This window comes from Stenotrophomonas sp. 10L48 (assembly GCF_056395105.1).
The window spans coordinates 42,530-54,855 of sequence record NZ_JBFTIX010000018.1 but is presented as its reverse complement, the minus strand read 5'-3'; the positions used below and the strand labels follow the sequence as shown (position 1 = coordinate 54,855).

Here is a 12,326-nt window from a genome sequence, read left to right as displayed (position 1 = left end):
AGACTGTTCATCCCGAGGTTGCCGGCCAGCGGCCGACACTACCGGGACACCCGGCGTACCATGTGGGGCATGAGTACCCTGCCCCACACGCCGGGCTACAGCCGGCGCAGCCACGAAATCGCTCCCTTCCATGTGATGTCCCTGCTGGCCCGCGCACAGGCGCTGGAACAGGCCGGTCACGATGTGATTCATCTGGAGATCGGCGAACCGGACTTCACCACCGCCGAACCGGTCGTGCGTGCCGGCCAGGCGGCGTTGGCCGCCGGCCACACCCGCTACACCGCCGCACGCGGCCTGCCCGCCCTGCGCCAGGCGATCAGCGGTTTCTATCGCAGTCATTACGGCCTGGATATCGACCCCGAACGCATCCTGGTCACGCCGGGCGGCTCCGGCGCGCTGCTGCTGGCCAGCAGCCTGCTGGTCGACCCCGGCCGCCACTGGCTGCTGGCCGATCCCGGTTATCCGTGCAACCGCCACTTCCTGCGGCTGGTGGAAGGCGGCGCGCAGCTCGTTCCGGTCGGCCCGGAAACGGCCTACCAGTTGACCCCTTCGCTGGTGCAGCAGCACTGGAACGCCGACAGCGTCGGCGCGTTGGTGGCGTCGCCGGCCAATCCCACCGGCACCGTGCTGTCAGCCGATGAACTTGCGGCCCTCTCGGCTTCACTGCATGCGCGCGGCGGCCACCTGGTGGTCGACGAGATCTATCATGGCCTGACCTACGGCCTGGATGCAGCGAGCGTGCTGCAGGTCGATGACAGCGCGTTCGTGCTGAACAGTTTCTCCAAGTACTTCGGCATGACCGGCTGGCGACTGGGCTGGCTGGTGGCGCCACCGGCGGCGGTACCCGACCTGGAGAAGCTGGCGCAGAACCTGTACATCAGCGCTTCGAGCATCGCCCAGCACGCGGCCCTTGCCTGTTTCAGCGACGAGGCGATGGCGATCTTCGAGCAGCGCCGCCAGGCCTTCCAGCAGCGCCGCGACTTCCTGCTGCCGGCGCTGCGCGAGCTTGGCTTCCGCATCGAAGTGGAGCCGCAGGGGGCGTTCTACCTGTACGCCGACGTCAGCGCGTTCACCGATGACGCGCAGGCGTTCTGCGCACACTTCCTGGAAACCGAGCATGTGGCGTTCACCCCGGGCCTGGATTTCGGCTTCCATCGATCGAACCAGCACGTACGCCTGGCCTATACCCAGGAAGTGCCGCGGCTGCAGGAAGCGGTGGAGCGTATCGCGCGCGGGTTGAAACGATTCCGGTAGCGCCGGGCCGTGCCCGGCGGAATTTTGCCGCGCGACGCGGCAAAGGAGCCGCCGGGCACGGCCCGGCGCTACCGTTCAACGAATACCCAACGAAAAACGCCGCCCGAGGGCGGCGTTTTTCATTTCATCATTTACCGCCCAACCGCTCCCACAGGAAGCTGTAGGCCAGTGCGGACATGTGCGCGGCCTGCGCGTTGTTGGCTGCACCGCCATGACCGCCTTCGATGTTCTCGTAGTAGGTCACGTCCTTGCCGGCATCGATCATCTTCGCGGCCATCTTGCGGGCGTGGCCCGGATGCACGCGGTCATCGCGGGTGGAGGTGGTGAACAGCACCGGCGGGTAGCTCTTCTTCGCGTCGAACAGGTGGTACGGCGAGAAGGTCTTGATGAACTCCCAGTCGCTGGTGTCCGGGTTGCCGTACTCGGCCATCCACGAGGCGCCGGCCAGCAGGTGGCTGTAACGCTTCATGTCCAGCAGCGGAACCTGCACCACCACCGCACCGAACAGCTCCGGGTACTGGGTCAGCATGTTGCCGGTGAGCAGGCCACCGTTGCTGCCGCCCTGCACGCCCAGGTGCTTGGCAGAAGTGATCCTGCGGGTGACCAGGTCCTGGGCAACCGCGGCCATGTCTTCATAGGCCTTGTGACGGTTCTGCTTCAGCGCCGCCTGGTGCCAGCGCGGGCCGTACTCGCCACCACCACGGATGTTGGCGACCACGTACACGCCGCCCTTCTCCAGCCAGGCGCGGCCCATGCCGCCCGAGTACGACGGGGTCAGCGAAATCTCGAAACCACCGTAGCCGTACAACAGGGTCGGGTTGGAGCCGTCAAGCTTCATCGCCTTGTCGTGCACCACGAAGTACGGCACGCGGGTACCGTCCTTGCTGGTGGCGAAATGCTGCTCGATCACCTTGCCGTCGGCATCGAAGAACGCCGGCATGGTCTTGAGCACTTCCGGTGCCTTGCCGATGTCGGCGATGGCCAGGGTGGTCGGGGTCAGGTAATCGGTGGCGGTCAGCCACACCGCATCGCTGTCATTGCTGTCGACCGCACTGACGCCCAAGGTGCCGAAGGCCGGCGCGCCGACGAAATCGCTCTTCTGCCAGCCCTTGGCGGTCGGAGTCAGCACCGACAGGCGGTTCTTGACGTCGTCCAGCACGTTCAGCACCAGGTGGTTCTTGGTCCACGAGGCACTGGCCAGCGAGGTGGTCGCGGTCGGGGTGAACAGCACCTCGAAGTCACGCTTGCCGGCCAGGAAATCATCCAGCTTGGTCACCAGCAGTGCGCCGGAGGCGTAGGTCTTGCCACCCACGGTCCACGGATCGCGCAGTTCCAGGGTCAGCCACTGCTTGTGCAGGCCCTTCTCGGCCGAGTTCGGCGCATCGATCCTGGTCAGCTTGCCATCGTCGCCGCGCAGGTAGATCTCGTTGTTGTAGAAAGCCAGCGTACGGCTGACCAGGTTGCGCTCGAAGCCCGGGGTGTCATCGTGCATCGCCGCGATGTACATGTCTTCCGGCTTGCCTTCGTAGACCACGCTGGCGGCGGACATAGGCGTGCCACGCTTCCACAGCTTGGCCACGCGCGGGTAACCGGAGGTGGTCATCGAGCCGCTGCCGAAATCGGTGTAGACGAACACGGTGTCGCGGTCGATCCAGCTCAGGCCGCCCTTCGATTCGGGACGGAAGAAGCCGTCCTTGATCCAGCTCTTGCTGGCCAGGTCGAACTCGCGGGTGACATCGGCGTCGGCACCGCCGCGCGACAGCGCGATCAGGCAGCGGCTGTAATCCGGACGCAGGCAGTCAGCGCCGTGCCAGACCCAGTTCTCGTTCTCGGCCTTGTTCAGCGCATCCAGGTCGAGCACGGTTTCCCAGGTCGGCGAGGCCTTGCGGTACTCGGCCAGGGTGGTGCGACGCCACAGGCCGCGCTCGTGCTGCTTGTCCTTCCAGAAGTTGTAGTAGTAATCACCGATCTTCTGCACGCCGGGAATCTTGGCGTCCGAGTCGAGCACCTCGCGGATGCTGCTCTCCATCTGCTTGAAGGCCGGGGTCTGCGCCAGGCGCGCCTCGGACTTTGCGTTCTGTTCCTTGACCCAGGACAACGGCTTGTCGCCGGTGACGTCCTCCAGCCAGGCGTAACGGTCGGTGTCTTCAGCGGCCACGGCGGTACCCACCGAGGCAGCGGTCATCATGCCGGCCAGCAGGCAGGCGGAAGCGAATCGTGACATTGCAGCTCCAGGCAGTCATTAGCTGTGAAACGCTAGCATGGATCACCGGGGCCGCCCCCGTGTCGAAGGTCAGGCCGTGGCGGTGTGCGCCTTGCGCGTACGCGTGGGGGAGCGCCGCCGGGCCTGCCCATGGTCGCGTCGCAGCGAGCGGAGCGCGGCCAGCGTTGGCAACGGGCAGCGCAGCAGTGCCCACCAGGCCGCCAACGGCATGCCGACCAGCCACAGCGGCAACCAGCCCAGCCAGGCACTGCTGCCGCGCGCGGCCGGCCACACCAGCACCACGGCCAGGCCAGCGAGGGCGAGCTGCGGCACCACCCGCAACAGGCGCGGATCGGCGCGTTCGCTGACGCGTTCAGTTGGCGGGCGGTGGCGGGGACGTGTGCGCATGCGGATTCTCCGGTGGTCGATGGCGGTCAGCTTGGCTGCGGGGCTTCTCACCGGCTGCGACACCATTGACGGATGGCGTGCACACAGTGACCATGCGCGGGCAAGCCCACTGGAGCCCGCTCCCGCATGACCTCGATCCGCCCGCTCTGCGCTGTGTTGCTGGCCCTGTCCCTGGGCGGTCCGGCAGTGGCTGCCAATTCTCCACCGTCGTCCCACAACAGCGCCGCGGAAGCCTCTGCAGATGGGGCGATCGACCTGCAGCGCTTCATGGGGACCTGGTACGTGATCGGCCGCGTGCCGAACTTCATCGAGCGCGGCCACGTCGCCAGCGTCAACCAGTACGAGCTGCGCGAGGACCACAAGGTCGCCATCACCTATCGCTACCGCGATGGTTTCGGTGAACCGCTGCAGGAAATCCGTGCGCGCGCCAGCGTCGATCCCGACAGTGGCAACCACGGCTGGCGCACCTGGTTCTACCGGGTCGTGCCGACCCATTCGCGGGTACTGGAAGTAGCGCCGGACTATTCCTGGGCGCTGATCGGCTACCCGGGCCGCGAGATGGCCTGGATCTTCGCCCGCACGCCTGACATGGACAAGGCCCTGTACAAGGACCTGGCCGAACGCCTGCGCGACGAGTACGGGGTCAACACCGACAAGCTCAAGCGCGTGCCGCAGCACGCCGAGCAGGTCGGCAAGCTGGGCTACGAAGTACCGAACGTGCGTTGACTGCACACGGTGGTAGTGCCGGCCAGCGGCCGGCACCACCCTGAACGATGCCGGGCGCCGCCCGGCATTCTGTTATCTGCGGCTGTAATGCGCGACCAGGCGGTCGCCCAGCATCTGCAGCAGCTGCACCAGCACCAGCAAAAGGACCACCGTGACCAGCGCCACGTCGGTGTGCGAGCGCTGGTAGCCGTCGCGGAAGGCCAGGTCGCCCAGGCCACCGGAACCGATCGCACCGCCCATCGCGGTGAAGCCGATCAGGGCCACGGTAGTCACCGTGGCACCGGCAATCAGGCCCGGCCGTGCTTCGGGCAGCAGCACGCGGGTGACCAGCTGCCAGGTGGTGGCACCCATTGCCTGGGTCGCCTCGATCACCCCGCGGTCCACTTCACGCAGCGCGGTTTCCACCAGCCGCGCATAGAACGGCGCAGCGCCGATGACCAGCGGCACGATCGCGCCACGCACGCCCAGCGAGGTGCCCATCATGAACAGGGTCACCGGGATCAGCACGATCATCAGGATGATGAAGGGCACCGAGCGCAGCAGGTTCACCACCAGCGCCAGCACGCCGTAGGCAACCGGCCGGCGTTTCAGCTGTGGCGCACCGAACAGGTACAGCAGCACGCCCAGCGGCAGGCCGATGGCCAGGGTCAGCGGCAGCGAACCGGCCAGCATCAGCAGGGTGTCGATGGTGGCCTGGCCGATGTCGGCCCACTTGCCCGCATCCAGGTGACGGAAGAAGCCGCCGGCGGTGGCGATGATCATCGACGCAGTTCCTCAACATGCACGCCGGCAGCCACGAATGCGGCCTGCGCGGCGGACTGGTCACCGCCCACCAGGGCGACGATCAGCTGGCCATACGGGGTGTCCTTGATCCGGTCGATACGCCCGGACAGGATGTTGTAGTCGACCCCGGTCTGCCGCGCGACGCTGCCGAGCAGGGGTTCGTAGGTGTCGGCGCCGAGGAAGGTCAGGCGCACGACACGGCCACCGACCGCGTCGAAGTCGCGGTGCAGGGTGCCCTCGTCCACCTGCTCCGATTCGCTGACGAAACGGCGGGTGGTCGGGTGCTGCGGGTGCAGGAACACCTTCGTTACCGGGCCGGTCTCGACCAGCTGGCCGGCATCGAGCACGGCCACGCGGTCGCAGACGCGACGGATCACGTCCATCTCGTGGGTGATCAGCACGATGGTCAGGCCCAGTTCGCGGTTGATCTTCGACAGCAGCGCCAGCACCGACGCGGTGGTCTGCGGATCGAGCGCGCTGGTGGCCTCGTCGCACAGCAGGATCTGCGGGCGGGTGGCCAGTGCGCGGGCGATGCCCACACGTTGCTTCTGGCCGCCCGACAACTGCGCCGGGTACTTGTCCGCATGCGCCTGCAGGCCCACGGTCTGCAGCAGCTCGGCGACGCGCGCATCGATCTCGGCCTTCGGCGTACCGGCCAGCTCCAGCGGGAAGGCGACATTGCCGGCCACCGTGCGCGAGGACAGCAGGTTGAAGTGCTGGAAGATCATGCCGATCCGGCGGCGCAGCGCGCGCAGGCCTTCCGGATCCAGCGCGGTGACATCTTCGCCGGCGATCAGCAGGCGGCCACCACTGGGCTCCTCCAGGCGGTTGATCATGCGGATCAGCGTCGATTTGCCCGCACCGGAATGACCGATGATGCCGAACACCTCGCCGGCCTCGATGGTCAGGTCCAGCGGCTGCAGCGCGCTGACCGCGCGGCCGGCAACGGCATAGGATTTGTGCAGGCGCTGGAACTCGATCACGGGATCAGCTCACCGGGAGGGCGATGGAAGGGGCGTGCAGCCTACCAGCGCTGGCGCTCGCGCGCCCGCGCCATGGGCCAGAATGTTATTCCTTTTGGTTCTAAGACGCCCGCATCGGCATATCGGCGGCCCCGTCCCCAGCCAGATCGGTTCAGGGATGGTCCAACGGTTTCGGCGGCTCCTGCCGGTTCACCCGTTCGCGGTGCAGCAGGTACAGGCCCGAGGCGACGATGATTGCCGCGCCCGCCCAGATGTAGCCATCGGGCAGCTGTCCCCAGAAGGCCAGGTCCCAGCCGATCACCCAGACCAGGCCGCTGTATTCGAGCGGTGCGATCATCGATGCCTCACCCAACTGGAAGGCCTTGGTCAGCGCGATCTGGCCCAGCGCCCCGGCCAGGCCCATGCCGGCGATCAACGGCGCATGCGCCATCTGCAGCGGCACCCAGCCGGGGATAGCCAGCAGCCCGGCGCCGATGGCCATGATGACCAGGAACCAGACCACCATCGACTGCGAGGTATCGGTGCGGGTCAGCAGGCTGACGGTGATCGCGGCGATGGCATAGGCGGTGGCGGCGGCCAGCACCATCAGGCCCGGCACCGAGATGAAACCGCCCACGCCCGGCCGCAGCACCACCAGCACGCCGACCAGGCCGATGCCGATGGCGACCCAGCGCCGCGGCCCGACCCGCTCGCCCAGCAGCGGCACCGACAGTGCGGCAATCAGCAGCGGCGCGACGAAATAAATGGTGTAGGCGGTGGACAGCGGCAGGTCGCGCAGGGCGAACACGAAGCAGCCGATCATCGCCATGCCCAGCCCGCCGCGCAGCAGGTGCAGCCCCCAGCGGCGCGGGATCAGCGAGCGTGGCCCGGCACTGGCCAACACCCAGACCAGCACGAAGGGCAGCGACGCCGCGCCACGCAGGAAGGTGACCTGCAGCGAGGGATAGCCAGCCGAGAGCTGCTTCATGCCGGCGTCCATCAGCGAGAAACAGGCGACAGCAGCGACCATCCAGGCCACGGCGCGCGAAGGGGAGCGTTGCACGTTCATGGCCCATTATCGCCGACCACGGGCGTTGCCGCCGCGACCGGCGCGATAGAATGGCCGCCACTGATTTCTGCGGAGTAACGCCCATGCCTTCCTTCGACGTTGTGTCCGAAGTCGACACCCACGAACTGACCAATGCGCTCGACCAGGCCAACCGCGAGCTTGCCACCCGTTTCGACTTCAAGGGCGTGGACGCCAAGTTCGAGCGCGACGGCGAAGTGATCACCCAGTCCGCACCGAGCGAGTTCCAGCTCAAGCAGATGAACGACATCCTGCGCGCTCGCCTGGCCGCCCGCAGCATCGACGTGCTCAGCCTGGAATATGGCGACGTGGAAACCAACCTTGCGCAGGCCCGGCAGAAGATCACCGTCAAGCAGGGCATCGAGCAGAAGATCGCCAAGAAGATCGCTGCGGCGCTGAAGGAAGCCAAGCTGAAGGTGGAAACCCAGATCAACGGCGACAAGCTGCGGGTGATGGGCAAGAAGCGCGACGACCTGCAGGACGCCATCGCCGTGCTGAAGGCCGGCAAGTTCGAACTGCCGCTGCAGTTCAACAACTTCCGCGATTGATCGACACCGCGATGTAGCGCCGGCCTACGTGGCCGGCCTCACTCGCGCAGCAGTTTGTACAGCGTTGTCCGCGAGATGCCGAGCTGGCGTGCGGCGAGGCTGAGGTTGCCTTCGGCGGTATGGGCGGCTCGCCGTGCCGCATTGCGCTGCTGGTCACGCAATGGTGCCGCCTGCACGGGCGCTGCGGCCGTAGCTGGTGAACGTGTCCGTGCGGCGCGCGGTGCCTGCAGATGCTGCAGATGGACCGCACTGCCCTCGCCCAGTCGCACCCGATGCGCAGGGCCGGGCTGCAGCAGTCGACGTCGCTGTGCTGCGCTGGCGCCGGCAAACAGCGTGTCCAGCGAAAGCAGCGGCAGCGGCCCACGCCGCGGCAGGCCGAGCAGGCGCCGGGCGACGCGATTGGCGCAAAGCAACTGGCCGTCTTCCTGCACCGCCAACAGGCCCTGCAGCGGTGATGCCAACCAGCGCGGATCATGCTGCACCGCCAGCAGATGCACATCGCTGAGCGTGTGCATCAAGCGGTTCTCGATGGCCAGCGCTGCCTGCCGGAAATAGCCCTGCAGCAACGCCGGATCGCGTTCCCCCAGCCCAGTGATGTCGATCGCACCGCAGACCTTCCCCTGCAGGTCATGCAGCGGCTCACTCAGGCAGAACACGGGGGCGAACCGCTGCAGATAGTGTTCATTGCCGCGTACCAATGCGGGCAGGTCGTCGGCCAGGCTGACCGCAGGCGCGGTGGTACCGATCTCGGCCTCGCCCAGCCGCCGGCCCACCTGGATCGGCCGCAGCAGCGCTGCATCTTCCAGGCCATGGGCGCGATGCACGATCACCATGCCCTCGCGGTTGGCGCAGAACATCGTCCAGCCACGCGCACCGAACGCGGCCCACAACTGCTCCAGTTCCGGCTGCACGCAACGCGCCAGGCGGCGGTCATCGCGGGACTCCAAGCGGTGTCCGTTGCCCTGCAACGGCGGGTAATACGGCTCCTGCCCGGGGCGCACACCCGCCGCATGCGAGCGCTGCCAGGACTGCTGCAACGGCAAGGGCAGCATCGCCAGCGACTGCACGTCGCCTTCGGCGAAGGCGGCCCTAGCCGCCACCAGCTGCTGTTGCCCGACTGTCGTGGCCATCATGCATGCAGCGTACACCCACACACGCCATGCCCGCGTTACGTGTCAACAACGGAGCGTTTCCATTTCGTTGGGCATTCATCCATGCATGGCGTGGATCTGCGTGTCGACCAAGGTCGACACCCACCAAGAGCAGCCCATGCCGTTTCGACAGATCGCGGGAACCCACGATCACCCCAGCACAGCGCCAAGCCGGGAAATGCGCTTCCATTCTCGTCCGGCATTCATCCACGCATGGCGTGGATCTACGTGTCGACCAAGGTCGACACCCACCAACAGCAGCGTGGTCGACACCCGCCAACAGCCGCGTGCCGACCAACGGTCCCCACCCACCAACAGCAGCGGGAACCCGTCGAAGGCGGGGTGGGTCCGGTTGCGGGGGCGTGAGCGCCATGGATGGCGCGATCGAGCTTACATGGACGTACTTGCAGCGTCCCCCGCAACCGGACCCACCCCGCCATCCCACGGAATGCCCGCTTTTGCCGTTGCCGTTGCCGTTGCCGTTGCCGTTGCCGTTGATTCGGCAGGTGCAGGGCGCAGCCCTGCAAACCCACCCCACCCTCACCTCACGCCGCGATCCGCAGAATCGGCTTCAGCGTAATCCCCCGCGTGCTGTCCTCGGCCGCCTGGTTGATCTGCTCCAGCGGATAGAACTTCACCAGCCTGTCGAACGGGAAGCGCCCCTGCTGGTACAGCGTCACCAGCTGCGGAATGAACACCTGCGGCACGCTGTCACCCTCGACAATGCCACGGATGCTGCGGCCACCCAGCAGCAGGTTGTTCACATCGAAACTGGCAGTGGTGCCCAGCTTCGGCGCACCGACCACGCCCATCATGCCAAGCCCGCCGAGCGCTTCGATGCCGGCCGACAGCACTTCCGGGCGCCCGGTCGATTCCAGCGCGAAATCGGCGCCACCCCCGGTGATCGCGCGCACCGCCTCGATCACGTCGGTCTCGCGGCTGTTGACCACATGGGTGGCGCCCAGCTCCATGGCCAGCTGCAACCGCGAGGGCACCACGTCGATGGCGATGATGGTGGTGGCCCCGGCCACCTTGGCCGCCATCACCGCGCTCAGGCCGACCGCACCGGCGCCATAGCTGGCGAAGCTGCTGCCCGATCGCACCTGCAGCGAGTTGAGCACCGCACCGGCACCGGTCTGGATGCCGCAGCCCAGCGGGCCGAGCAGCTCCAGCGGCGCATCGTCAGGCACCTTGATCGCATTGATCTCGCGCGCCAGCGCAAACGTGGCGAACGACGACTGTGCAAAGAAGTGATCGTGCAGCGGTTGGCCCTGTGCATCGGTGATGGCGGTATGGCCGTGGCCATCATCACCACCGAAATTCAGCGCGAAGAAATCGCGGCAGTACGCACCGTGGCCACCACGACAGGGATTGCAGTGGCCGCATTGGCCGTAGGTCAGCACGACATGGTCGCCGGCCTTCAGTTCGCGCACGTTGGGGCCGACCGCCTCGACGATGCCCGCACCCTCATGGCCCAGCACCGCCGGCAGCGGCACCGGATAGTACTGGTCACGCACGATCAGATCGGTATGGCACAGGCCGGTCGCTACGATCTTCACCAGCACTTCGTCGTCCTGCGGGCCGCGCAGGCGCGCCTGCTCGATGACAAAGGGCTGTTCCTTGCCGCGCACCACCGCTGCGGTGATGTCACGCGATCCACTGTTGCTGCTCATCGTTGCGTTCTCCTCGATCAGATGGGATAGGCCGGGGCTTCGCCCTTGACCGTCATCCATTGCCACTGGGTGAATTCCTCCACGTTGGACGGGCCGCCGATGCTGGTGCCGTTGCCGGACGCCCCTACCCCACCGAAGGGATTGATGACCTCGTCGTTCACGGTCTGGTCGTTGATGTGCAGCAGACCGGTGCGCAGGCGCTCGCCCAGCTTCAGCGCGCGGCCGACATTGCGGGAGACGATCGCCATCGACAGGCCGTACTCGCTGTCATTGGCCAGGCGCACGGCTTCGTCGTCGTCATCGAACGGCACCACCACCGCTACTGGCGCGAAGATCTCTTCGTTGAACGCCGGATTGTCGACACTGACGTTGCCGAGCACGGTGGGTGCGAAGAACAGGTCCTGGTGGGTGCCGCCGGTTTCAAGCGTGGCACCCGCCTTCACCGCGTCGTCGACCACACGCGCTGCATGGTCGCGTTGCGCGGCATTGATCAGTGGACCCAGCGCAACATCCTCGCGTGCCGGGTCACCCACCTTCAGCGACTTCGCCTTGGCCACCAGCTTCTGCAGGAAGGCCTGGTGGATGCCGCGCTGTACCAGCACACGGCCGGTGGCCATGCAGATCTGGCCCTGGTGCAGGTACACGCCCCAGGCGGTGTTGGCCACGGCCAGGTCGAGATCCGCATCGTCAAGGATGATCAGCGCGTTCTTGCCGCCCAGCTCCAGCGACACCTTTTTCAGGTGCTTGCCGGCGGCTTCGCCAACCTTGCGTCCGGCCGCCGTCGAGCCGGTGAACTGGATCATCGCCACATGCGGGTCGCTGGTCAGCGCGGCACCGGCGGCGCCGTCGCCGGGCAACATCTGCAGCACACCCTGCGGAAGACCAGCCTGCTCGAACAGGCGTGCGATCACCGCACCACCACACACCGCCGTGCGCGGGTCCGGCTTGAGCACCACGGCATTGCCGAGCGCGATCGCCGGCGCCACCGCGCGCATCGCCAGGTACAGCGGGAAATTGAACGGAGAGATCACCCCCACCACACCCAGCGGACGGCGCCGCGCCAGGTTCAGCCGCCCAGGTTCGGACGGCAGGATCTCACCCACGCTGCGCGAAGGGAGCGCGGCGGCCTCATGCAGCGCCTTGATGGTCACCTTGGCCTCGAAACCGGCCTTCAGGCGGGTGGAGCCACTTTCACGGACCAGCCAGTCGATCAGCGTATCGATGTTTTCTTCGGCCAGGCGTGCAGCCTTGCGCAGCACCTCGGCGCGCTGTTCGTACGGCGCTGCCGCCCATGCCTGTTGCGCCTGCGCCGCAGCGGCCGCCGAACGTGCGACCTGCGCCGCATCGGCCAGGCCGATTTCGCCAAGCGAGTGCCCGGTGGCGGGCTCGATCACCGGCTGGCGCTGTGCAGCGGCGCTCCATTGACCGTCGAAGAAGGCGCCTGACCAGAGTGCGTCCGGCAGCCATGGGGAAGATGCAGTCATGAAAAGTCCTCCTGTGTCGTGCCGCCATTGCACGCCTGGCCCGCAGC

11 protein-coding genes are annotated in these 12,326 nt (G+C 66.9%); 3 read left to right on the top strand and 8 right to left on the bottom strand.

What is annotated here, in order from left to right:
- Positions 1–69: 69 nt before the first annotated feature.
- Entirely contained in the window at positions 70–1,254 is a 1,185-nt protein-coding gene (locus AC1DCU_RS20045; protein WP_025877299.1) for a pyridoxal phosphate-dependent aminotransferase, read from the top strand.
- Positions 1,255–1,381: 127 nt separating this feature from the next.
- Here the strand turns inward: AC1DCU_RS20045 and AC1DCU_RS20040 are convergent, their stop codons facing one another.
- On the bottom strand, positions 1,382–3,478 hold the full coding sequence (locus tag AC1DCU_RS20040; RefSeq protein WP_313115455.1) for a prolyl oligopeptidase family serine peptidase: 2,097 nt from the start codon (positions 3,476–3,478) through the stop codon (positions 1,382–1,384).
- Positions 3,479–3,547: 69 nt separating this feature from the next.
- Complete coding sequence (locus tag AC1DCU_RS20035; RefSeq protein WP_032976554.1) at positions 3,548–3,865, bottom strand: hypothetical protein; 318 nt, start codon at positions 3,863–3,865, stop codon at positions 3,548–3,550.
- Positions 3,866–3,991: 126 nt separating this feature from the next.
- Here AC1DCU_RS20035 and AC1DCU_RS20030 point away from each other — a divergent pair, with 126 nt between their 5' ends.
- A complete protein-coding gene (locus tag AC1DCU_RS20030) occupies positions 3,992–4,591 on the top strand; it encodes a lipocalin family protein (protein ID WP_100436930.1) in 600 nt (199 codons plus the stop codon).
- A gap of 72 nt (positions 4,592–4,663) precedes the next feature.
- Here the strand turns inward: AC1DCU_RS20030 and AC1DCU_RS20025 are convergent, their stop codons facing one another.
- The 3 genes from AC1DCU_RS20025 to AC1DCU_RS20015 form a co-directional block, all read right to left on the bottom strand.
- Positions 4,664–5,353: a methionine ABC transporter permease gene (locus tag AC1DCU_RS20025; protein WP_025877307.1), complete on the bottom strand. Its 690-nt coding sequence runs from the start codon at positions 5,351–5,353 to the stop codon at positions 4,664–4,666.
- Positions 5,350–6,357 carry a methionine ABC transporter ATP-binding protein gene (locus AC1DCU_RS20020; protein ID WP_025877309.1) on the bottom strand — a complete coding sequence of 336 codons (1,008 nt, stop codon included), beginning with the start codon at positions 6,355–6,357 and terminating at the stop codon, positions 5,350–5,352. Before AC1DCU_RS20020 ends, AC1DCU_RS20025 begins: the two co-directional genes overlap by 4 nt.
- Positions 6,358–6,508: 151 nt before the next feature.
- Positions 6,509–7,405 carry a DMT family transporter gene (locus AC1DCU_RS20015; RefSeq protein WP_442252105.1) on the bottom strand — a complete coding sequence of 299 codons (897 nt, stop codon included), beginning with the start codon at positions 7,403–7,405 and terminating at the stop codon, positions 6,509–6,511.
- Positions 7,406–7,488: 83 nt separating this feature from the next.
- On the opposite strand from AC1DCU_RS20015, the gene AC1DCU_RS20010 reads away from it, so the two are divergent.
- On the top strand, positions 7,489–7,971 hold the full coding sequence (locus tag AC1DCU_RS20010) for a YajQ family cyclic di-GMP-binding protein (RefSeq protein WP_025877313.1): 483 nt from the start codon (positions 7,489–7,491) through the stop codon (positions 7,969–7,971).
- 38 nt (positions 7,972–8,009) lie between these two features.
- On the opposite strand, the gene AC1DCU_RS20005 is transcribed toward AC1DCU_RS20010, so the two are convergent.
- From AC1DCU_RS20005 to AC1DCU_RS19995, 3 genes are all read right to left on the bottom strand, one after another.
- Positions 8,010–9,101: a helix-turn-helix domain-containing protein gene (locus tag AC1DCU_RS20005; RefSeq protein ID WP_442252104.1), complete on the bottom strand. Its 1,092-nt coding sequence runs from the start codon at positions 9,099–9,101 to the stop codon at positions 8,010–8,012.
- A gap of 566 nt (positions 9,102–9,667) precedes the next feature.
- Entirely contained in the window at positions 9,668–10,795 is a 1,128-nt protein-coding gene (locus AC1DCU_RS20000; protein WP_025877316.1) for an NAD(P)-dependent alcohol dehydrogenase, read from the bottom strand.
- A 17-nt stretch (positions 10,796–10,812) separates the two neighbouring features.
- The gene (locus AC1DCU_RS19995) at positions 10,813–12,279 is read right to left on the bottom strand and encodes a benzaldehyde dehydrogenase (RefSeq protein WP_313116054.1); all 1,467 of its coding nucleotides are present in this window, start codon (positions 12,277–12,279) and stop codon (positions 10,813–10,815) included.
- Positions 12,280–12,326: the final 47 nt, after the last annotated feature.